General features: G+C 57.7%; 19 protein-coding genes and 1 pseudogene. 16 read left to right on the top strand and 4 right to left on the bottom strand.

The window, feature by feature from the left end; all coding sequences use genetic code 11:
• Window positions 1–459: 459 nt before the first annotated feature.
• Together OKW37_RS25855 and OKW37_RS25860 are read right to left on the bottom strand one after the other, a co-directional pair.
• Complete coding sequence (locus OKW37_RS25855) at window positions 460–1,524, bottom strand: tyrosine-type recombinase/integrase (RefSeq protein ID WP_429402601.1); 1,065 nt, start codon at window positions 1,522–1,524, stop codon at window positions 460–462.
• Window positions 1,525–1,698: 174 nt separating this feature from the next.
• Complete coding sequence (locus tag OKW37_RS25860; RefSeq protein ID WP_429402602.1) at window positions 1,699–2,490, bottom strand: TetR/AcrR family transcriptional regulator; 792 nt, start codon at window positions 2,488–2,490, stop codon at window positions 1,699–1,701.
• 232 nt (window positions 2,491–2,722) lie between these two features.
• Between OKW37_RS25860 and OKW37_RS25865 the strand changes: the two genes are divergently transcribed.
• The 9 genes from OKW37_RS25865 to OKW37_RS25905 all read left to right on the top strand — a co-directional run bounded on the left by OKW37_RS25865 (window position 2,723) and on the right by OKW37_RS25905 (window position 13,922).
• Window positions 2,723–3,805, top strand: coding sequence for an acyl-CoA dehydrogenase family protein (locus tag OKW37_RS25865; protein WP_429402603.1), 1,083 nt, complete (start codon window positions 2,723–2,725; stop codon window positions 3,803–3,805).
• Between the two features lie 32 nt (window positions 3,806–3,837).
• Entirely contained in the window at window positions 3,838–4,983 is a 1,146-nt protein-coding gene (locus tag OKW37_RS25870) for an acyl-CoA dehydrogenase family protein (protein WP_429402604.1), read from the top strand.
• Between the two features lie 72 nt (window positions 4,984–5,055).
• Entirely contained in the window at window positions 5,056–6,666 is a 1,611-nt protein-coding gene (locus OKW37_RS25875; RefSeq protein WP_429402605.1) for a long-chain fatty acid--CoA ligase, read from the top strand.
• A 62-nt stretch (window positions 6,667–6,728) separates the two neighbouring features.
• Window positions 6,729–7,478, top strand: a complete 750-nt coding sequence (locus OKW37_RS25880) for an electron transfer flavoprotein subunit beta/FixA family protein (protein ID WP_429402606.1) — start codon at window positions 6,729–6,731, stop codon at window positions 7,476–7,478.
• A gap of 14 nt (window positions 7,479–7,492) precedes the next feature.
• Complete coding sequence (locus OKW37_RS25885; RefSeq protein ID WP_429402607.1) at window positions 7,493–8,434, top strand: electron transfer flavoprotein subunit alpha/FixB family protein; 942 nt, start codon at window positions 7,493–7,495, stop codon at window positions 8,432–8,434.
• A gap of 90 nt (window positions 8,435–8,524) precedes the next feature.
• A complete protein-coding gene (locus tag OKW37_RS25890) occupies window positions 8,525–8,947 on the top strand; it encodes an acyl-CoA thioesterase (RefSeq protein WP_429402608.1) in 423 nt (140 codons plus the stop codon).
• Window positions 8,948–9,057: 110 nt separating this feature from the next.
• Window positions 9,058–10,716, top strand: a complete 1,659-nt coding sequence (locus OKW37_RS25895; RefSeq protein ID WP_429402609.1) for an electron transfer flavoprotein-ubiquinone oxidoreductase — start codon at window positions 9,058–9,060, stop codon at window positions 10,714–10,716.
• Between the two features lie 226 nt (window positions 10,717–10,942).
• Window positions 10,943–12,211 carry an MFS transporter gene (locus tag OKW37_RS25900; protein ID WP_429402610.1) on the top strand — a complete coding sequence of 423 codons (1,269 nt, stop codon included), beginning with the start codon at window positions 10,943–10,945 and terminating at the stop codon, window positions 12,209–12,211.
• A 541-nt stretch (window positions 12,212–12,752) separates the two neighbouring features.
• Complete coding sequence (locus tag OKW37_RS25905) at window positions 12,753–13,922, top strand: porin (RefSeq protein ID WP_429402611.1); 1,170 nt, start codon at window positions 12,753–12,755, stop codon at window positions 13,920–13,922.
• 41 nt (window positions 13,923–13,963) lie between these two features.
• Here OKW37_RS25905 and OKW37_RS25910 read toward each other — a convergent pair whose 3' ends face one another.
• The gene (locus tag OKW37_RS25910; RefSeq protein WP_429402612.1) at window positions 13,964–14,428 is read right to left on the bottom strand and encodes a LysR substrate-binding domain-containing protein; all 465 of its coding nucleotides are present in this window, start codon (window positions 14,426–14,428) and stop codon (window positions 13,964–13,966) included.
• Between OKW37_RS25910 and OKW37_RS25915 the strand changes: the two are divergent.
• Window positions 14,396–14,703, top strand: a pseudogene (locus OKW37_RS25915) (FAD-dependent monooxygenase); the annotation flags it as partial. The gene OKW37_RS25910 and the pseudogene OKW37_RS25915 overlap by 33 nt on opposite strands.
• Before the next feature lie 171 nt (window positions 14,704–14,874).
• On the opposite strand, the gene OKW37_RS25920 reads toward OKW37_RS25915, so the two are convergent.
• On the bottom strand, window positions 14,875–15,822 hold the full coding sequence (locus OKW37_RS25920; RefSeq protein ID WP_429404282.1) for a LysR family transcriptional regulator: 948 nt from the start codon (window positions 15,820–15,822) through the stop codon (window positions 14,875–14,877).
• Window positions 15,823–15,918: 96 nt separating this feature from the next.
• Between OKW37_RS25920 and OKW37_RS25925 the strand changes: the two genes are divergently transcribed.
• The 6 genes from OKW37_RS25925 to OKW37_RS25950 all read left to right on the top strand — a co-directional run bounded on the left by OKW37_RS25925 (window position 15,919) and on the right by OKW37_RS25950 (window position 22,529).
• Window positions 15,919–17,538, top strand: a complete 1,620-nt coding sequence (locus tag OKW37_RS25925; protein ID WP_429404284.1) for an ATP-dependent acyl-CoA ligase — start codon at window positions 15,919–15,921, stop codon at window positions 17,536–17,538.
• Between the two features lie 99 nt (window positions 17,539–17,637).
• Window positions 17,638–18,987 (top strand): MFS transporter, encoded by a 1,350-nt coding sequence (locus OKW37_RS25930; RefSeq protein WP_429402613.1) that lies wholly within the window; start codon window positions 17,638–17,640, stop codon window positions 18,985–18,987.
• Window positions 18,988–19,003: 16 nt separating this feature from the next.
• On the top strand, window positions 19,004–20,170 hold the full coding sequence (locus OKW37_RS25935; protein ID WP_429402614.1) for a thiolase family protein: 1,167 nt from the start codon (window positions 19,004–19,006) through the stop codon (window positions 20,168–20,170).
• The gene (locus tag OKW37_RS25940) at window positions 20,167–20,469 is read left to right on the top strand and encodes a zinc ribbon domain-containing protein (protein ID WP_429354649.1); all 303 of its coding nucleotides are present in this window, start codon (window positions 20,167–20,169) and stop codon (window positions 20,467–20,469) included. Before OKW37_RS25935 ends, OKW37_RS25940 begins: the two co-directional genes overlap by 4 nt.
• Window positions 20,470–20,526: 57 nt before the next feature.
• On the top strand, window positions 20,527–21,240 hold the full coding sequence (locus OKW37_RS25945; RefSeq protein WP_429402615.1) for an SDR family oxidoreductase: 714 nt from the start codon (window positions 20,527–20,529) through the stop codon (window positions 21,238–21,240).
• A 50-nt stretch (window positions 21,241–21,290) separates the two neighbouring features.
• The gene (locus OKW37_RS25950; RefSeq protein WP_429402616.1) at window positions 21,291–22,529 is read left to right on the top strand and encodes a dienelactone hydrolase family protein; all 1,239 of its coding nucleotides are present in this window, start codon (window positions 21,291–21,293) and stop codon (window positions 22,527–22,529) included.
• Window positions 22,530–22,608: the final 79 nt, after the last annotated feature.

The following is a 22,608-nucleotide window of genomic DNA, read 5'->3' on the forward strand; positions in this document are numbered from 1 at the left end:
ACGGCACCTCCGACGATATCGAACGAGCGGATATGGATCGGCTGATCCGCGGTCGTCGCCGGCTGGTTCACGAGATCACGACGACGCCTGAATTCCAGCGCGTTGTAAGTGATCGGATAGTCGATCATCTGCGTATCGGCCTGAACCACAAGACGGATGCAGTCGTGGCGCACGCCCGTCAGTTCCACTCCAATGATCTTGTTCAGAATGACGTCCAGAGCGTTCAGAAACTCGGTGCGCTGCGGCCGCGTGGGCTCGTTGGCTATGAGGTGAACGATCGCGCGGACCAGCCTGGAATTTTTCGTGAGCGCTATGCGGTATCGCGTGACGCGGGGTCCCGGTTCTGCGCCGGGTAGATGATGTCCTTGAGCGCGCTTTTATAGATCATGGCTGAGTCCCGGAAAGGTGGCCGTACCCCGTGTACGGTTCTAACACCAGGCTACTCGTCGGTGGCCAAAGTCAAGGAACCGCCCCGGACGTACGCAGCCTATGCGGCGCTTCCGACCTCGTCCTCTCTCTCTGCTGACCGCCCATCTCACCGGCATTGGAAATAGTCTCGCGCAACCGCGTAGCCGTCCTGTGGCTGGACAGGCCCATCAGGTTACTCACCTGTTCGTTGGTCTTGCCTTCAAGGAGATGCCTGCGACCATACGTATTACGCAGCAACCGGGGACTTTCGTCGGCCGCCGCAGCGCCGGCAGCGCGTAACGCACTCCGAACGCACTGCCCGAGGGTGGCGGGCTTCATGGGCTTGCCGCCTGCCGTTGCCATGAATAGGAGACCGTCCGGCGCCGGCAGCGCAGCGCGCGCTTTCGCGTACTTCCGCACGATCTCGAGCGCGAACGCGTCGACGGGCACGCGGCGCGCGATGCGCGGCCCGCGTTTTCTGACGAAGGCACTGGCTCTTGATCGTCCTGTGTCGAGATCGTCCACGGTCAGCGCGCTGAGTTCGGCCGCCGTGATGCCAGTGGCAAGCAGCAGCGCGACGATCGCCCGATTACGCAGTTCCTTGAACGACTCGAACGTCGCCGCGCGGCAGACGTCCTGAAGGCGCGCATCTTCGTCCGGCCAGAGAAATACCGGCAACGGTTCATCGTCTGGCCAATGCTCGCGTGGCAGGAGGTTTGCAGCAGGGTTGTCGGTGCGCAGACCGAGCAACAAGAGGTGGCGCGAGAGCCGGTCCATCAGCTTCAGATAGCGCAGGCGCGTCGACGTACCCGGCTCGCAGTCGCGAGCGAGGTCAGCGAAGAAGCCGCCGACGTGGTCAGTGCTGAAGTCCATCACCGTGATGCCACGGCTCCCGAGATACCGATGGAAGCGGGCGAACATCGAACGGTGCTGAACGATGGAGCGCTCGGCAAACGCGCGCCTGTCGTCCATCACACTGGACAAGGTGTCGTGCAGCAGTTGTGCCACCGTCATGTAATCCTGCCGGTGGCGCTTCAAATGGTCTCTGGCGATGAGATGTCTGAAAGCATGGGGCCTGATACCGTCGCCTTCTGGCAGATAGCGAGCCGTGACCACCTCTACCCGCCTTGCCAGACAGTCTGCAGTCCAGTTTCCGGCCGGGTCAATTTCAAGCTTTGCGTACCCGGCTCCCCTTTTATGTCCTTGAACGCAGGGCAGAAACAAATAATCCGTCTCTCCGTCGCGCTCAGTGGCGTTCTTGGCCCCCTGGTCGAGCGCCTCGTGTCTCCTCTATACATCGGAGGCGCGCTTCAGATTGCCTCTCGGCCTTTTCGACGTTTTTGATTTCGTTGAGGGCTGACGCTTGGCCTTTGCTGGAGTCGAAATTGACGTCAATACCGGTGCCGTGAGCATTCCGACCATGGAATCGACGAAATTCCCGAAGGGGTCAACCTTGTGCCAGACCGATTCTGAGTTCGCCTCTGAGTCGACGTATGCCTCGTACGCTGTCAAGAATCCCGTGAGCGACCAGAAAAAGAAGATGACTCGCTGTGCGATGACGTCTTCCGGCAGGTCTTTGAGGAACCGTCGGATATAGAGAATTGCGCGGTCGTATTCCTTGTATTGCATCTCGCGCGTCAGCGAACGAACCATTTGACTTCGCGTCTGAACTGCCATCGCGAGGAATCGAGCGGTATGAGATACGCTGCCGTCGAGCGGCTCGGAGAGTGGCCAGGTCACAAGCGCCTCGACGATTTCGCGCAAGGCCGTAGGACCACCCCGGTCCTCGATGGCCTTGAGCCGCATTCCCCAGATTTCGTTGGCCTGACCCATCGCGTCGACTATGACCTGACGAATCAGTTCCTCTTTCGAGCGAAAGTAGTAATTCAGCGAGCCTGGGTTCTTAAGTTCTGCTGCCGCAACAATGTCACGGACCGTCACGGCTTCAACGCCAAGTCGCGCGAAGAGCCGCACAGCAGCAAGTTTGATTCGGTCACTGGTTTCCATCAAGCCAATCTGTTTAACAAAGTTATGGGCCACAGGCACCGCGGAACAAGCGACGTAGTAAATAGGGCGGTCCATCTGCTGGGCGCCTAATGTGCAGCGCCTGAGTCGGTTGCAGGATTCTACTGCACCGCAGCGAGCCCCACGAAACAAGAGAGTGAGCGGTTTCGCATCGCCGTGCAAATAGGGGTTTATAGGAACATGTGATTTAGTCATTTGTTCTTGACGCTTGTTTTAACGATGCCTATATTGACCTACAGCAGGAGCAATGATGAAAACAGCCCCAACATGAAGACACGGATGAAAAATCATGATTTCTTTCGAACTTACTGAAGAGCAGACAATCGCGCAGTCGACTGCTCGCGAGTTCGCGGCCGAGGTGCTCGCGCCGAAAGCTCGGCAGGCGGACGATGCTACGCAGTTCGCGCCTGAAACCCTGGAGCAGGTGTGGTCGCTCGGCGTCGTGCAATCGCGTCTGGAATCGGATGACGAAGAGGGTGGCGCGCTGATGGGCGCACTTATCCTTGAAGAACTGGCGCGCGGCGATGCATCTGCTGCCGCGGCCGTTGCTTCGTCGCTTGGCTTCGCGGCGGCCATCCGTGAGTTCGGTTCGCCTGAACAGGTCGAGCGTTTTCGTTCGCTGTTCGGTGACGACAGGTTCCATGCGGCGAGCGTCCTGCTCGTCGAACCGACCCCAGCTTTTGACCGTACCAAGCTGCGTATGAAAGCCGAGAAGGCGACCGACGGCTACGTGCTCACTGGCGTCAAGAGCTTCGTGCCATTCGCCGAGACCAGCCAGCACTTTCTCGTCGTCGCGTTGCTGCGTGGTCAAGAAGAGGCTTTCATCATTGATGCTGGTTGTGCCGGGCTCGAGGTGAAGAAGCGCCATGCGACGCTGGGATTGCGCGGGCTGGCCGCGGGCGAAATCGCTTTCAACAACGTGTGGATTCCCGAGAGCAACCGGCTGCCAGGAGCTGCCGGCGAAATCGTGAATCGCCTTGTTGATTCATCCCGGGCGTCACTCTCCGCAATCCTGACCGGCGTTAGCGGCTCGGTGCTGGACTACGTCATTTCCTACACGAAAGAGCGCGTTGCCCACGGTTCGGAACTTGCCAAGAAGCAGGTCATCGCGTTCCGAATCGCCGAGATGCACATGAAGCTCGAATGCATGCGGTGGATGTACTGGCGGGCGGCATCGACCCTCGACCGTCGGAATTCTGCCACGCGCTTCTCGTGCCTTTCGCAAATCTACGCGAACAAGCACGCGATGTGGGTTGCCGACGAGGGCCTTCAGATGCTCGGGGGACACGGGTTCACGAGAGATTTTCCGCTGGAGATGTGGTATCGCAATGTCAGGACCCTCTCGGTCCTGGACGGCATGGTCGGTATCTAGGCGCAAAACAGCAACGTACACGGATGGTTGAGATGATTGACTTTGAATTGTCAGACGGCGACAAAATGCTCGTCAACGAGGCGAGGGAACAGGCGCTTCTCGCTCGCAACTATGCGCGTTACTATGACCACAACGAGAACGAGGTTCCCCCGCGCGAACTGAAGGAAGCGGCCGGCCGCCCCGACCCGTTCATGCAGCGCCTCGAAATGGGTGAGCAGATTAGTGGCAAGGCGATTGTCGAAGCGCTCCTTCACATGGAGTTTTTCCGCGGCGACGTGGTGCCGCTGCGCGTGCCGCAAATCAGTCTCGGAAATTATGTGCTCGAGAGCGTCGGCTCCCCTGAACAGCTCGAGCGCTGGGGCAAAGCGCGGATTGCCATCGGCATCACAGAACCCGGTGCAGGTTCGGACCCTGCACGAGTGACGACGAATGCGGTCTACGACGCGGAGCGAGACGAGTGGGTCATCAACGGCGAGAAAATTTTCATCACCTACGCAGAGGACGCTGACGCAGTCATGCTGTTCGCGCGGGCCAAGGATGCGACCGGAGATTTGGGTCTGACGACCTTCCTGGTCGAGAAGGGCACGCCTGGCTTTACGGTCGGCCCGCAGGTCAAGAAAATGGGCATTCGTGCTGAAGACACGGCAGGCCTGGTTTTTCAGGATTGTCGCCTTCCGGCGTTCAATCATGTAAAGGCCAATTTCAAGACCGTCTTCGAGGTCTTCAACTTTTCTCGCCCCATCGTCGCCGCTTTCGGCTTGGGGACCTCCCGTGCATTGCTGGACTTCACGATAGAAAAGCTCGCCGAGGTCGGCGTCACGCCAGACTACCGCGGCGGCATGGGGAACCAATCCGCTCTCGTAGAGCGTTTGCTGGACCTCGAGGCGGAGTACGAGGCTGCATGGCTTAGCGTAGTGCGCGCAAAATGGCTTGAGGACAAAACGGGCGGCGTGAAGGTTGAAGCGTCGACCGCTAAGGCGATGGGCGGCATGGCCGCGCGCAACATCACCCAGGGTTGCCTCAAGCTACTCGGGAATTGCTCGCTGACCGAAGCCGACCTGGCGGAGAAGTGGTTCCGCGATGCTCGCATCTCCGACATCTACGAAGGACCGGGTGAAGTACAACGCCTCATCATCGCTCGTCACCTGCTGGGGTACGGCCAGAAGGACTTGCGTTAAGCATTTGCCTTCCTCGCGCCGACGGCGCGCGCCCCCTTGCAGAAAACAATGATGAGGCTGAGGAGACAGTAAATGAGTGGTATTCCACTTGATGAGCATTTGCTTCTTTCGAGCGTGCTCTCCTATGCATCACGATGCCACGGCGATACCGAGGTCGTAGCTCGGGAGATATCTGGCGAAATTCGTCGCGAAACGTATGCTGAAGCTGAGCTGCGCTCACGCCGTTTGGCGTCGGCATTGGTGGCGCGTGGTTTCGGACCTGAGTCCCGACTGGCAGCGCTCGCATGGAACACGATTCGGTATTTCGAATTGTTCTACGCAGTTCCGGGGACGGGTGCCGCCCTGCACACCGTCAACCCGCGACTCTTTGCGTCGCAGGTCGAATACATCATCAACGACGCAAACGACACAGTGCTGTTTTTTGACAGCGAGACGCTTGCGCTCGTGGAGGAAATCGCGCCGCGACTGAGAAGCGTGCAGGTCTACGTTGCGATGGGGCAAAAGGGTGACGTACCCGACGCGAAGCTGCCCAATGTGCTTTACTACGAGGATCTCGTCAACGAAGGGGACCAGACCTTTGTGTGGCCGGTTTTCGATGAACGCGCGCCGGCGGTGATTTGCTACACCTCGGGTACCACAGGCGACCCCAAGGGCGTCACCTACACCAATCGGTCGTTGCTGCTTTCCTCGCTCATTGGCACGTCAGCGAACATGCCCGGCGGCCCCAACGGTGAGCAGCAAGTTCTCCTGTCGCTCGCGCCGATGTTCCACGCGAATGCGTGGAATTTCCCCTTCATGGGCCCGCTGACGGGTTCGAAGGTGGTGTTTCCTGGCCGCGACATGCAGCCAGCGAGTCTCTACGAGCTTATCGAGTCCGAACGCGTCACGCGTGTCGCCGGTGTGCCTTCAATCTGGCAAATCCTTGTCGATTGGCTCGACCAGAACGACAAGCGATTCTTCACGCTACGTCACGCGTTCTCTGCGGGCTCACCTCTCCCCGCGAAGCTGCTGAGCGCACTCATGCTCCGCTATGGCCTGGACGTGGCCCAGTCATGGGGTATGACCGAAGTGCCGAATGCGAGTAGCGGGACGCTCAAGCCAGGTCATGACAAATTGCCCGAGCAGGAAAAGATGGCCTATCGCACCAAGACGGGTCGCGAAATATTCGGCATGCACCTGCGCATTGTCGACGAACATGGTCGAGAGTTACCCCGCGATGGGAAGACGGCTGGGCATCTGCGCGTGAGTGGTTTGTGGGCGCCCCACACGTACATCAACCAACCCGACCGCGCCGCATTGGATGCTGACGGTTGGCTGGTGACCGGCGACATCGCGACGATTGACCAATACGGTTATGTCCAAATCGTCGACCGCGCGAAGGACGTCATCAAGTCTGGTGGGGAATGGATTAGCTCCGCCAAGCTTGAGGCCGTGGCCATGCGCCATCCGGACGTTGAACGCGCGGCTGCAATCGCCGTGACCGATGAGCGTTGGGGCGAACGGCCGATGCTGCTAGTCGCTCTGCGTCCTGGCGCCACGCTGCAAGGCAAGGAGATTATCGAATTCATGCGTCCCCACATCGCACGTTGGTCGCTCCCGGAGACGGTGAGAATCGTCGAAGATATTCCGACGACGGCCACGGGCAAGGTCAATAAGGTCGCACTAAGGAAGCAGTTTTTGTAACGGGAAGGCGGGGACAGACTTTCTGTCGTTTCTGATTAATTAGAAATGCTTAAGGAAATGAAATGAAGATATTGGTTGCCGTGAAGCGAGTTGTGGACTCGAACGTGAAGGTTATGGTGAAAACGGACCAGACCGGTGTCGAGCTGGGTAACGTGAAGATATCGATGAATCCGTTCGACGAGATTGCCGTCGAAGAGGCTGTGCGCCTGAAGGAAGCGGGCGTAGCGACGGAAGTCATCGCCGTGTCGGCGGGCGTAACGCAATGTCAGGAAACGCTGCGTACGGCGCTGGCTATCGGCGCGGACCGCGCGGTTCTCATCGAGTCGAACGAAGACCTGCAGCCGCTCTCGGTCGCGAAGTTGCTCAAGGCGATGGTCGACAAGGAGCAGCCGCAGTTGGTGATTCTGGGTAAACAGGCCATCGACGACGATTCGAACCAGACGGGTCAGATGCTCGCCGCCTTGGCAAATCTGCCGCAGGCGACCTTCGCTTCGAAGATTTCCATCTCCGATGGCAAGGTTACCGTCGCGCGTGAAGTCGACGGCGGAGCAGAAACCCTGTCGCTGAGGCTCCCCGGCGTGGTCACGACGGACCTGCGCCTGAACGAGCCGCGTTATGTGACGCTGCCGAACATCATGAAGGCGAAGAAGAAGCCGATGGAGACCATCAAGCCCGAGGACCTTGGAGTCGACGTTACGCCGCGCCTGATGACTTTGAAGGTGGCAGAGCCGCCGAAGCGAGTCGCGGGGAGCAAGGTTCCGGACGTGAAGACGCTGGTCGAGAAGCTGAATACTGAAGCGAAGGTGCTGTAAGGAGCGAATGAAACATGACGAATCTCGTAATCGCCGAACACGACAACGTGTCCATCAAGGCAGCGACGCTTAACGCCGTCGCGGCTGCGCAGAAGATTGGCGGCGACGTGCACGTGTTGATCGCGGGCCACAATGCGCAGGCCGCTGCGGACGCGGCCGCCAAGCTTGTTGGCATCTCGAAGGTACTTCTTGCCGACGCGCCGCAGCTCGAAGCGGGTCTCGCTGAAAACGTGGAAGCGACGGTGCTCTCCATCGCGGGCGCGTACTCGCACATCCTGGCGCCGGCGACGGCCGCGGGCAAGAACGTCACGCCGCGTATCGCAGCAAAGCTCGATGTCGCGCAAATCAGCGAAATCACAGCCGTGCACAGCGCCGATACGTTCGAACGACCGATATATGCGGGCAACGCCATTGCGACGGTACAGTCTGCTGACCAGGTCAAGGTCATCACGGTGCGCATGACTGCATTCGACGCGGTCGCTTCAGAGGGCGGGACCGCTCAGATCGAGAAGATTGAAGCGGCCGCCGATAGTGGCCTTTCGAAGTTTGTCAGCCGCGAAGTGACGAAGCTCGACCGTCCGGAACTCACGAGCGCGAGGACTATCGTCGCCGGCGGACGCGGCCTGGGCAGCGCAGAGAACTACACCAAGGTCCTCGAGCCTCTCGCGGACAAGCTCAACGCCGCACTGGGCGCCTCGCGCGCGGCGGTCGATGCAGGTTACGTGCCGAACGATTACCAGGTAGGTCAGACCGGCAAGATTGTCGCGCCCCAACTGTACATTGCGGTGGGCATCTCGGGCGCAATCCAGCACCTTGCCGGTATGAAGGACTCGAAGGTCATCGTCGCAATCAACAAGGATGAGGAAGCTCCCATCTTTGCCGTCGCTGACTATGGTCTCGTGGGTGACCTGTTCACCGCAGTGCCAGAGATAGTCGCCGCAATTTCTGCCCGTTGACGGCAATGTCGAGGCCTGACCAATTCAGCCTCTCCCTACAGTGCAACACAATTCCAATCGAATTCCCCAAATCCGGGAAGGTCAAGAGATATGACGAGGCAGAAACGACAAGGTGAGGAAGAGCACGCATACCCGCATTGGTCTACCGACACGGTGCGTTGGTCCGACACGGACCAGCTTGGGCATGTCAATCACCTTGCAATCGGCGCTTATTTCGAGACAGGACGTTCACGATTCGTGTCGGAAATCGAGGAGAGAGGCCAAATCTTCGTCACAGCATCACTGACGATAGATTTTCTCCGGGAACTGCACTGGCCAGACCCGGTGACAGTCGGGACGGCAGTTCTTGATGTTGGGAAGACGTCATGCAAGCTGATACAAGGCCTTTTCTCGGATGGAATATGTGTCGCAGTCGCTGCCGTGATTCTGGTTCTGATTGACGGCGAAAGCCGGAATCCGGTTGAAATTCCGCACCCGCAGCGTGCGCGAATGACCGAGCGTCGGCTTCGTTGACCGACCCTCTTTGGGAAATGGTAGATAGCGGGACACGGTGCTGGTCGACGGAAGTGCTTAACCGATCTCGGATATCAACCCGAAACCCTGACGATGAAGTGGTGTAGACGATGGAATATGCTGAAAATCGCGAGTTCATGGAATACGACGTGGTCGTCGTCGTCGGCGCCGGGCCGGCCGGCCTGTCCGCGGCAATCCGCCTGAAGCAGCTTGCACAAAAGCGAGGTGTCGAGACCAGCGTTTGCGTGCTGGAAAAGGGCTCGGAAGTCGGCGCGCATATCCTCTCGGGCGCAGTCATGGACCCACGGGCGCTCAATGAACTCGTCCCTGACTGGAAGGAGCTGGGCGCGCCGCTGAACGTGCCCGTTACCGAAGACAAGTTCCTATTCCTTACCCAAACTAGCGCGAGACCCATCCCGAACTGGGCCCTTCCGGATAACTTCAAGAACCACGGGAACTATGTGGTCAACCTCGCGAATGTCACGCGCTGGCTCGGCCAGCAGGCCGAAGCGTTGGGCGTCGAAATCTTTCCGGGCTTTCCTGCGACCGAAATCCTCTGGAATGGTGATGGCACGGTCAAGGGTGTTGCTACCGGAAACATGGGTGTCGGAAAGGACGGCGAGCCAACCGAGAACTTCCAGCTCGGTATGGAGCTACATGCGAAGTACACGCTCTTCTGTGAGGGCGCACGTGGTCATCTCGGGCGTCAACTCAACGAGAAGCTCGCGCTTGGCGAGGACGCTGACCCGCAGGTCTATGGCATTGGAATCAAAGAGGTTTGGGAGATTGAACCAGAGAAGCATCGCCCGGGCCTCGTCATTCACACCGCAGGCTGGCCGCTCGACAATAACACCTATGGCGGCTCGTTCCTCTATCACATGGACAACAATCAGGTGATGGTTGGCTTCGTCGTGGGGCTCGCCTACTCGAATCCGTATCTGTCGCCATTCGAGGAGTTCCAACGCTACAAGACACATCCGGCGATCCGCGAGTACCTTGAAGGTGGCAAGCGGGTGTCATACGGTGCGCGCGCGACTACCGCAGGTGGGCTGATATCTCTGCCGAAACTCGTGTTCCATGGTGGCGCACTCGTCGGCGACGATGCAGGCTTTTTGAACGCATCGCGCATCAAGGGTAGCCACGCCGCTATCAAGTCCGGCATGCTCGCCGCCGAAGCAGCATTCGAGGCGGTCCATGCCGGGCGAAAGAGCGACGAACTCACGGCATACCCTGAAGCGTTCAAGGACTCGTGGTTACATAAGGAACTGTATAGGGCGCGCAACTTTAAGCAGTGGATGAGCAAGGGTTTGTATATAGGCACTCCGATGGTGTTCATCGAACAGAAGCTGCTCAAGGGCAAGGTGCCGTGGACGCTGCATCACAAACATCGTGACCATGAGATGCTCAAACCAGCGTCGCTATGCAAGCCCATCGACTATCCGAAGCCTGATGGGAAGCTCACGTTCGACCGCCTCTCCTCGGTCTTTATTTCAAACACTAATCACGGGGAGAATCAGCCCGTACATCTGACGTTGAAAGACGCGAGCTTGCCTGTCAAGGTGAACTTGAGTACTTATGCCGGTCCAGAGGCGCGCTTCTGCCCGGCAGCGGTCTACGGGTTCGTGAAGAGCGACGACGGCAGTGACTGCCTGCAAATCAACGCGCAGAACTGCGTGCACTGCAAGACTTGCGACATTAAGGACCCTTCGCAAAATATCGTGTGGGTTCCTCCAGAGGGTGGAGGAGGGCCAAACTACGCGAACATGTAGATACGGAAGGTCACGGTATCGTGCTGAGAAAGTGCTCGCGGAGCTTCTCGGTTCGGTAGCTTTCAAACTGTCGTTCGAGCTGCAGTAATTGTCGGTCAGAGGACCACTGCGATATCCGGCAATCAAGGCAATAAACGTAGTACTACATATTAATAATCTACTGAGAATCCGGGTGATACGCTACCAGCGTAGCTGGGGCTGTGCAATTTATACAACGGAGGAGACGATGTTCAATAACGCTCATAACAGGTGGTGGAGCGTAGCTGGCGGGACACTGGCAATGTTGCTGGGGTCGAGTACTATCGCGGCCTTTATGTTTGGCATCTTCGCTAAAGCGATAGGACAGGAATTTGGATGGTCGAGGACATCCGTTGCGCTCGGTCTTACTGCCTATACCATCGGCAACGGATTTGGCATCGGTTTTATTGGAGCCGCAATAGACAAATGGGGCGCCCGATGGACGACCGGGTTGATGATTTCGCTTTTTGGACTGTCCATAGCCGCAGTGTCGCTCATTCCGCCAAGTTTCCCGATTTTTCTAGCCATCTTCGTAGTTATTGGGTTCTTCGGCTCGGCGGCTGTCATGGTTCCATACGCTGTCGCCGTCTGTGCCCAGTTCGACAAACAGCGCGGCTTGGCTCTCGGAATTATCAACTCCGGAAACGGAATTGGTGGCATGCTTGTTCCGATTATTGCCGTTCCGTTGCTCGAGAAATTCGGCTGGCGAACCGGGTACGTGTCGTTTGGATTGATGGCAGCTCTCATTCCGGTGTTTTGCCTGCTTCTGCTGGTGCGCGTTCCGGAGGGATTTGAGGCCGAACGCAAGAGCAAAAGCGCAATCGACGCGAGTCAGTCTTTTCAGTTCCTTCGCAACCGGAACTTCTGGCTCCTCTTCACTGCAATCGGGCTTATCTCGTTCTCAACGTTCGGCGTGACGTCGCAGATTCTCCCAATTCTCACTGACCGGGGCTACGCTCCCGCGGTCGCAGGCGGGGTTCTCTCAACGGTCGGTTTCAGTTCCGTGTGTGCACGCCTTGGGACTGGCTTCTTCGTCGACCGCATCTTTGCTCCGTTCGTCACATCCGTAATTTTCGTTGCGGCCATGGTTGGCATCTGGTTGATAGTCCATGGCGGAGCGCTGCCAATCATCACGACTGGAGCAGTGCTACTGGGCATAGGACTGGGCGCCGAAGGCGATGTCATCACCTACCTCGTAAGCCGCTATTTCCCTATCCATTCGTTCGGGCGCGTGACCGGCTCCGTATGGATGACTTTCGCATGGGGCGGGGCCGCTGGCACGTTGCTCATCAGCAAGAGCTACGACACGTTCAAATCGTATGACGGCGTGGTCCTCGTGCTCATGGGGCTCATCGCTGCAGGAATTGTCTGCGTGTTGAGTCTCGGTTCCTACATATTCCCTCCTACTCATGGGGCCAGGGCGCCAATCAATGCGGCGCGCGAGCAAGCGGTGGCTCTCCATGGAGAGCGCCCATAGAGCGCGTCGCCGCGATGAAGAAGAAACTGCTGCCTGCTGCAGGCAGCAGCCCTCAATCACTTTCAAGAGACGTTATCGACGTGAGGGGTCGCAGTTATATGCCGTAGTAGTGCGAGCCCACGAGACGACTCGAGGCATACATTTGCATCGAGGATGGTCACGGTTTGACTATTCAGCAACCCATATTGTCGATGTTCGCTTCCAGAGAAATCGTCGTCTGTAAATGGCTCGAACGTTATCGAGAAAATCGAATGTGTATATCGAAGCGGTTGTATGGACTCGCATTCATGGATACGGTCAAATTGGTGTGATGCATCTTCGATTCGGTGCATCCGTTGGAGACCAAAAACTGTACCGCTGATCGCGTAGCTGTCCAGAAGATACAGCGCATCAAGTCGGTGGGGACTGCGGAAATTCGACCGAATAGGTCTAACCCATAGCCGTCAACGAAACAACCGATGCTAACCAGCGTGACAGATGGTGAGAGAATCGGCAGAGCGTCACGCTCGGCGCGGCGACGGTATTAGAAATCGGAGACGAAATGAAAAGGAAAGTAGCGCTCTTGGTAGGCACACTGGTTTGTACAGTGTGTTCATCGGCGCATGCTCAGAGCAGCGTCACTCTGTATGGCTGGCTCGACCAGGGCATCCAGTATCAAACCAATTACAATGGCGGGAGAAGAGTCTGGTTCGACTCGGCCTCCGGTATTGTCGGTAGTCGATGGGGTCTTACCGGCAAAGAAGATTTGGGCGCAGGGTTGAGCGCAGTCTTCACCCTTGAGTCCGGCATTAATCTTCAAAATGGCTCGTCTGGCCAAGGCGGTCTCTTGTTCGGACGTCAGGCTTTCGTAGGGCTCAGCAGTGTTGACTACGGTGCCGTGACGTTTGGTCGCCAGTACGACATGATTTGGTACTTCCCCGAATTCCTCACGGCAAACGCTGTTGTAGGTGCTTCGGTGTCGGCCCACCCGGGCGACTTCGATAACGCAGGAAACTCGGTACGTCTTAACAATGCTGCACGGTACATGAGTCCCGACTTTAGGGGCTTCACCTTTGGTGCGGAATACAGCTTCGGTGGCGTCCCTGGAAACTTCACCTCGACTTCGGGGTACTCGGTCGGCGCCGGCTATACGCACGGACCCTTCAAGATTGCGGCTGCGTTCGACTATTTCAAAAACCCCACATCAACGGCCGGGAGCGGGTTCTTTACAGCATACGGAAACGGTGCGAGTCCACTCGCGTTCTCGCTAAACAAAGCCTACTCAGTTGCTCAAGCTTACCAGTCGGCAGTCGTTGGCGCGAACTATGTAATCGGTAACCTGACGTTAGCGGCATCGTATTCCAACGCGCAATACGCCAACCTTGGCGCTGAGTTCTCCAATGGGACAGCCATATTCAATAACTTCGACATTGGATTCAACTATCGATTCACGCCCGCTCTGTCGGCCGGCATTGCGTATGACTATCTCAATGCTCGAGCCGTGACGACTTCCAAAGGTAGTATCGTCGGCAATCAGCACTACAATCAGGTCGCATTCCTGGTGGACTACCTCCTTTCAAAGCGGACCGACCTATATGGCGGTGCTGGATGGCAACGGGCATCCGGGACATCTTCGCTCGGCACGCCAGCAGTTGCTAACATCGACAACCAAGGCGATTCCTCGAACAATCACACCATGCTCGTTCGCATCGGTATTCGCCACAAGTTCTAATGTCATACCTTGGACTGCACGAGGGTGCAATGTACCGCTGCTCATGCGGTCAGGCTGTAATAGCAGCTAGTAAGGCATATGGTTCCGATATCGCCCAAGAGAGCGTCACCTGCTGGCGCCGTCGAGGAAAAGCTTGGCGAGAAGTGCCCGCGTCCAGCGATGCGCCGGGTCATGATGGTTCCGTGCATGCCAATGCTGCTTGACATCAAACCTCGGCGCATCGACGGGTGGGCATCAAGGTACGATTTCAGAGTCATCCTTGCGCGTCCCCGTCCACGATTCGATGACGCCAAGACAACATAACGCTGTGCGAAAAACTTCTGCTGATAGAACCCCGCCTCCAGTTGAGGCATGAATCCGACAGCAAGTTCCAGTTCGCCTTTCGCTAAAAGTTGCGGTGTTTCAGCTGAGATGTGGGAAATCTGAACCCGGGCATTGGGTGCTGTGGTTCGAAGCTTGTTCAGTAGCGTTGGAACCCGCTCATCAAGTTCAAGACCAGCACGCAAGTTCGCACCTTCGACCAGACGGCGTCAGGTGTTGTCGTCATCGACCAGCATGGTGAGCGCTATCAGGCCGACGCTGTCATTGGTTGCGACGGAGTCAAGTCCGTCATCCGACAAGCACTCGTTGGCGACCCCCACCGCGTCACGAGACATGTCGTCGATCGTGCCGTGGTCGACGTTCAGAACATGCCAAAGAACCTTCAGATTAACCTGTCGTATGGTGCGGGTCGAATTGCCACTTGGTGCACCACCCACTCCGCGGCGGTCAGCAATACAACGAGCTAACGTCAAGAGTAATGGGATGGACGCGCCTACCCGAAGCGGCATCAATGTGCCAAAACGGACCCGAAATACGCGTGCCGCAGATTAAGGGGGCGGTGTGACCGCCGGATCGCTTCGGGTCGCGTTGTTAACAACATTTGTTGAAGGAGACTTCGTCCTTCATCGGCTCACTGCTTCGGCCTCGTCAAACGGGTCGTTGACAACGGAGGAATCCAAGGCAACGTCTCGATCAAAAATTCGCGAAACCAACGATTGGCCTCGTCCTTCTCGAAGGCCGCGTGCCAGTACACCCTTGACGTGATTTCCGGAAGGTCGACTGGTAGAGGATATATCCTGAATTGCCCGGATTGATTCAGCGCTCGTGCGACGCCGCGCGGCAATGTCACGATCCAGTCCGTATGTTGAAGAATCTGGGGAATCACGGTGAAGTGCGGCACGCGCAAAGCGATGGTCCGGTGCAAGCCATGGGCGTGCAATGAGTCGTTAATTTCGACGTGGCTCCTGTCGGTCGAATCGACAGCGACATGTGATAGCTCAAGAAATTTTTCTCGTGAAAGTTGGCGAGCGGGCAACCCAGGGCGCTTGCGCGTCATGCATACGTACTGTTCGCGAAATAGCAGTGCCGAATTCGCGACGGGCTTCAGCGCAGACAGGTTCCCAATAGCAAAGTCAAGGTGACCTAGCCGCAGACGTTCTTCGACTTCATCCACCGGGACCAGTTGCGCCGCAATCCTGAGTCTGGGCGCCACAACCTGCAACTTCTCACAGATAGGCGGCACGAAGACCTGCACGCCAATATCCGACATTGCCAGCCGGAATTCGCGCGAACTCGTTAGTGGATCGAATTGCTCCCTTTGACTGAGCGTCTCCCGGATTGCCGCGATTGCGTCCCCAAGGGGGAGCGCGAGTCGCGACGCTTTGGCGGTAGGCATCATGCCACCGGGTGTCCGAACAAATAGTGGATCGTCGAACAGCGCTCGCAAGCGCCCCAATGAGTAGCTGACCGAGGGTTGCGACAAACCGAGTTTCTCCCCGGCGCGCGTCAGACTGCGCTCGTCGAGTATCACGCTGAACACCCTGAGCAGATTCAGATCGATTCTTTCAAAATCATTCATATCTATGGGGGACTGCAAATTGATCAATTTGACCGATATTTTACCCACTCCTAGACTGCGTTACATGCATAGGAGACAGTTGTGGAAACGGCAATTATTGATACGACAGATGCCCAGCAAAGCTTTCAGGAGTCGGCGTTTGCGACAGACCGTACCCTCCCGGCGCTGCTCGCCGCGAGGGTGGCGCGGGACGGAAGTCGCCCCCTCTTTTCCGACAGGAGAACAACGTGGACCGGTGACGATGCCATAGCCATTGCCGCGCGCCGAGCCGGATCGCTTGCGGCGCATGGTGTCAAACGTGGCGACCACGTTGCACTGCTCTGCGGCAATCGCACGGAGTTCCTGGAGATCGTCCTTGGCTGCGGCTGGCTTGGGGCTGTCGTGGTTCCAATTAACACGGCTTCTCGAGGGTTTCAACTCGAACACATTCTGCGCAATTGTGGTGCGCGGCTCCTGGTGGCGGAGTCGAGTCTGGTTGACGCCGTTCAAGCCCTCGACGTGCAGGACCTTCCTTTAGAAGCAATTTGGCTGGTTGGAGCTACGGAGCCAGCCGAATCCGTGCCAGCACGAATCAGTGCGAGCCCGATGCCACCGGCTGGCGAACCCGTCGATGCTGCGGACCTTTCAGATGGCGATCCTTTTGCCGTGCTCTATACATCCGGCACCTCCGGACTATCGAAAGGTGTGATCTGTCCGCATGCGCAGTTCTACTGGTGGGGACGGTATACGGCGCGCGACCTTGGCGTTGCTTCGGGCGATGTCTTATACACGTGCCTTCCACTGTTCCACACGAATGCATTGAACAGCTTTTTCCAGGCGTTGATCCACGACGCCGAGCTTGTCGTCGACCGTCGCTTCTCCGCAAGTGGATTCTTCGACGCGCTGGTTGAGACACGGGCGACCGTCACATTCGTTCTCGGCGCGATGGTGCCAATTCTTCTCGGGCGTACCGCAACGACGAACGAGCAGGCACATCGCGTACGTGTCGCGTTAGCTCCCGGCGTTCCGGCGCACTTCCAGTCGGAATTCACCACGCGCTGCGGAATTGGCCTGGTCGACGGATACGGATCGACAGAGACGAACTGCGTGATCAGTGGAGGTATGGGAAACCAAAGGCCCGGTTATATGGGCAAACTCGCGACGGGCTTTGATGCGCGTGTGGTCGACGAGAACGACCAAGAGGTTCCAGATGGAGAGGCTGGCGAACTGATTCTGCGAGCCGACGCTCCATTTGCGTTTGCGAGCGGTTACCTCGGCATGGCTGAAAAAACCGTTGAAGCCTGGCGAAACCTCTGGTTCCACACGGGTGATCGCGTCGTGCGCGACGCTGAGGGTTACTACCGGTTCGTTGATCGTCAAAAGGATGCCATCCGTAGACGCGGTGAAAACGTGTCTTCGTTCGAAGTCGAGCAGGTTTTGCTCAGCCATCCATCTGTCGAAACGGCGGCAGTCTTTGCTGTGGCGTCTCCGCTTGCGGAGGACGACGTGATGGCGGTGGTCGTCCTGAGGGCAGGCGAAGCGCTGGAGCCGCTTGATCTGATTCGATATTGCGAGCCGCGCTTGCCGTATTTCGCAGTGCCGCGTTTTCTCGCGTTTGTGGAGGACATGCCGAAGACTGAGAACGGCAAGATCCAAAAATTCAAGCTTCGGGAAATAGGTGTGACCGAAACGACATGGGATCTCGAGACATCGGGATACCGCTTGAAACGTCCTTGATCCGAGCCGGCTTCTCATCAACTGTCTTCGGTGTGGTTTCGATATCGCTGCAGCATTTGCGAGTCTCAACGCACTAACGATGTACATCTGGAGAATTAGATGGCAACCCCGCATACGTTTTCCGCAGCGACCACTCACCCCGCGAATGCTGCCGATGCGCTCCCTGATCAGGTCGACGCCAAGTCGCTGAAGCGCATCGTTTTTGCGTCCGTCATGGGCAATGCTCTCGAATGGTACGACTTCTTTCTGTATAGCACGGCCGCGGCGTTGGTATTTGGATCGCTATTTTTCCCGAAGGGTACTGATCCACTGCTCGGCACCCTTGCTGCGTTCGCGGGCTTTGCCGTGGGGTTCGCCGCACGGCCGTTCGGAGGCGCGCTGTTTGGTCATATCGGGGACAGGTACGGTCGTAAGACGGCGTTGGTATGGACATTGTCCATAATGGGCGGTGCTACGTTCATGATCGGTGTTTTGCCGACGTACGCACAGATCGGACTTTGGTCACCTGCGCTGCTGCTTGTCTTGCGTTTGTTGCAAGGCGTAGCCGCAGGCGGCGAATGGGGCGGCGGCGTGCTGATGATCAGCGAATCGGCACCCCAGGAGAAACGAGGCTTTTACGCAGCCTGGAGCCAAATTGGTGTCGGCGGTGGTTTCGTGTTGTCGGCGGCTGTGTTCTTTCTCGTGCAGTTGCTGCCGAAAGATGCCTTCATGAGTTGGGGATGGCGCATCCCTTTCCTGCTGTCGATCATGATATTTGGTGTCGGCGTGTATGTCCGCTCCAGGCTGCCGGAGAGCGCCGAATTCGCGAAGGCCGAAGCCGCCGGCAAAAAGGCTCGTATGCCCGTGTTCGAGGTCATTCGCAAGCACCCGAAGGAAATCCTCATGGCCATGGGCCTGCGGGTCGCGGAGAACGGGGGGTCGTACATCGTGCTCGCATTCTCGCTCGTGTACGGCAAGTTCATCGGCATATCCAACAAGGTCATGCTCGCTGGCGTCATCGTGTCCATGAGCCTCGAACTGGTGACGATGCTCCTGTGGGGACGCCTGTCGGACCGGATTGGCCGCAAGCCGGTCTACATGATCGGTGCTGCTGGATTCGTGGTTATCGCATTTCCTTTCTTCTGGCTCATCGACACGCAAATTCCAGCGCTGATCTGGCTTGCGTTTCTGCTCGGCAACGCGGTCTGCCACGGCGCGATGATAGGCACCCAGCCCAGTCTGATGGGTGAACTTTTCAGCACTGAAGTCCGGTACTCGGGTATGGCATTAGGCCACGAAATCGCTTCGGTCTTTGCCGGTGGGTTGTCTCCGCTGGTAGCGACTGCGTTGCTTGCGCACTACCACGCTGCATGGCCGGTCGCGCTGCTGATGATAGGGCTGTCCATGGTGACTGTGGTCTCGCTGCTTTTCACTCGGGAAACACGGCCCAGCGTGTCTGCCAACAAGTGACCTTAAGGATACGTCCATGCAACCCAGCGATTTTGACGACGTTTTGCTCACGGCTGGCGTGGAGATCCAGTACCAGCGTCAAGCGACCACAGAGTCGACCGCGGATCTGCTTGCACAGGCGTTTGCTGCGGCGCTCGGACAGTCGGGATTCTCGGCGAAAGACGTCGATGGTTTGGGCGTGGCGTCTTTCACCCTTGGGCCGGATCATGCCATTGACATGGCATGGCGGCTGGGATTGAGCCCACGCTGGTGCATGGACGACTGCCATGGTGGTGCGAGCGCCATTAACCTGCTTCAGCATGCGATTCGAGCGATACAGCATGGCGACGCGAACGTCGTTGCGCTGGTATCTGGCGATCGCTTCGAGCCGGCCGACTTCAAGCAACTTGTGGAGCATTACAACCTGACGACGCGCAACCTGTTGCGGCCGCTCCAGAATGGAGGTCCAAACAGTCTTTTCTCGATGCTGACGCAGCGCCACGCGAAGCAACACGATTTGACTCGACGGGACTACGGCGCCCTATGTGTAGCACAGCGCGAGTGGGCGACATTGAATCCGCTGGCAGTCTATCGCTCCCGGTTAACGATCGACGATTACCTCGAAGCGCCAATGGTCGCCGATCCCCTATGCCGGTTCGATTGCGTTCCGGTTGTGTGCGGCGCTAATGCAGTGATCGTCTCGCGCGCCGACCTTGTACGTCAATCGGTGAACGTGCGAGTGCGGGGTCTGCAATGCCTCTACAACGCAGACCATCAGGCGGGCGATGGATGCGAGACATCACTTAAAGTGATCGCCGAACGGCTGTGGCAGCAATCGCTCGCAGCGCCCGAAAAGATGGATTTGGTGTCGGTCTACGACGACTACCCCGTCATGGTCCTTGCGCAGCTTGCGGATCTCGGTTTCGCTCCAGACGGGGATCTGCGCTCGTTGATCTCCCGCATCGCGTCGCGCGAGCTTGCTGTCAATACCTCGGGCGGCCAGTTATCAGCGGGTCAAGCTGGCGCCGCGGGCGGCATGCACGGTCTCGTCGAGGCTATTGGGCAGCTACGTGGCGCCGCGGGATCACGGCAGATTCCAGATGCCAGATTGGCGGTCGTGAGCGGGTACGGAATGGTCGAATACCGTTATGGCATGTGTGCCAACGCGGTCGTACTTGAGCGCGAGCTACGAGGTGTGCGATGACACTTAAAGTATTTCAGTGCGAGACGTGTGGATCGACGCTGTTCCCTTCGCGATATTTCTGCCCTACGTGTGGCGGCAGTGACTGGTCTGAACGCGTGGTCCTCGACGGCACCGTAGGAGAGTCGACCGTTGTGCGTCACCGCGTCGGAGCAGACGATGTTCGTGAAGTCTATCTCGCCAGCGTTATAACGAGCGCCGGTCCGGTCGTTGTGGCTCGCCTGGAGCATCCGCTGGAATCTGGCAATTCGGTGCGGCTTGAAATGGACGGCGAGAATCGCATTCTGGCGCATGCGTCGTGAGGTTGGCCGCTATCCGTCTCAAGCGCTGGAACGTGAAGAGAAGGTTTGGAGATAGACATGAAGATTGAGGGATCGGTGGCATTCGTTACTGGCGCAAATCGGGGTCTAGGAGCGTGCTTTGTAAAAAGCCTGCTCCACGAAGGCGCGCGCAAGGTCTACGCAGCAGCCAGAGACATTTCGATGGTCACGCTGCAGGACGCGCGTGTTGTGCCGGTCACGCTGGATATTACGAATCTGGCGCAGGTGGAGCAAGCGGCAACTCTTGCCAGCGATGTCACGTTGCTTGTCAACAACGCGGGCATCAATCACGTCGAGCCGCTACTTGGCGCGCGCGATTTGAATGCCGCGCGGCGCGAGATGGAAGTCAACTATTTTGGAACGCTCAACATGATCCGGGCGTTTGCGCCGGCCATGAAGCGCGAGGGAGGCGCGATTATCAATGTGTCGTCAATCCTCGCTCGGGTTGCATTGCCGTCCATGGCGTCACTGTGTGCATCTAAGGCTGCCGTACTGCGCATGACGGAAGGCGTGCGAGCTGAGCTGACGCCTTATGGTGTGCGCGTGCTCGCGCTTTTGCCGGGTGCGATTGACACTGATATGAGTCGAGATTTTCCGCCTCCGAAGATTCCGGCCGAGCAGGCCATCGAAGAGGCCCTGGCTGCGTTGCGGGACGGTCCCGACGAAGTCTACATTGGGAGCATGGCGCAGCAAGTAGCAGCGGGTTTGGCGGCGGACCGCCGAGCCTTGCAGGAAAGCCTGTCAGGATTTTGAATCCCCACAAATATGGACGTAAAAATACCCCAGACCAAAAGGAAAGCATCATGAACGGCGAATATATCCAGATTAGCGCAGAGGATGGGCAAGCGTTTTCCGCTTACCTTGCAAAGCCCAAAAATGGCTCCGGGCCCGGATTGATCCTGCTGCAGGAAATCTTCGGCATCAACGGCTATATGAAGTCCATGGCCGACCGATTCGCTGAAGAAGGGTATGTAGTCGTGGTGCCCGACCTGTTCTGGCGGATGAAACCCGGTGTCGTGCTCGGCTATAGCGACGAGGACTTTGCAGCAGCGCTTGACTACAACGAGCGACTATCCATTGACCTCGCGGTCGCCGATATCCAGTCCACCGCCAAGGCGTTGCGCGCACTATCGCAACATGGCAGCAAGATTGGGGCTCTAGGCTACTGTCTCGGAGGAAAACTGGCGATGCTTGCGGCGTCAAGAACAGATGTGGACTGTGCCGTCAGCTACTACGGCGTAGGGCTGGACGCCTACCTGCACGAGGTGCCGTCGATCCGCTGTCCGATGGTGTTTCACTTTGCTGGCGAGGACGCCTTTTGTCCCCAGGAAACCCGCGAGAAGATTCAGGCCGCGCTTAGCTCAAACGCTGCGATCGAACAATATGTCTATGCCGGTTGCGATCACGCGTTTGCGACTTCTGAGCGCGAGCATTTCGACAAGCCCGCCGCAATGATGGCGTACTCGCGCAGCCTCTCAATGTTGCGCAGGATACTAGGGCCTATATATGACCTGGATTCGCTATGGGAATCGCACTGTCACTACGAATTTGCCACTCGTGACGTGAACGCCATCATGCCAACGATGATCGCCTCGCCCTACGTCAACCACATTCCGACCATGACGGGTGGCGTAGGCCATGACCAACTGAAGCGGTTTTATAAATACCACTTCGTCGATGCTAACCCGGCTGACACGCGACTCATTCCGGTCTCGCGAACGATCGGTACCGATCGGATCGTGGATGAGTTCGTATTCTGCGCGACGCATGATCGCGAAATCGACTGGTTGCTCCCGGGGCTGTCGCCTACCGGAAAATACTTCGAAATTCCAATGCTCGCGGTTGTGCACTTCCGGGGCGACAAGCTCTACAACGAGCATATCTATTGGGATCAGGCATCCGTGCTCGTGCAGATCGGGTTGCTTGACCCCACGGGGCTCCCGGTTGCCGGCATTGCAACGGCGAAGAAATTGATCGACGAGAGTCTGCCGAGCAATTCGCTGATGCGAAATTGGCAAACCAGCGCAAATAAGCCGATCTAATACCGAGCAAGTATCCGCGCACAAGAATCAAAAAAAATCGATCAGAGAGTCTCCTGGACGATTGCGGTTTCGGCGGATC

Source organism: Paraburkholderia sp. MM5482-R2, from assembly GCF_050436125.1.
GTDB classification, from domain to species: Bacteria; Pseudomonadota; Gammaproteobacteria; order Burkholderiales; family Burkholderiaceae; genus Paraburkholderia; species Paraburkholderia tuberum.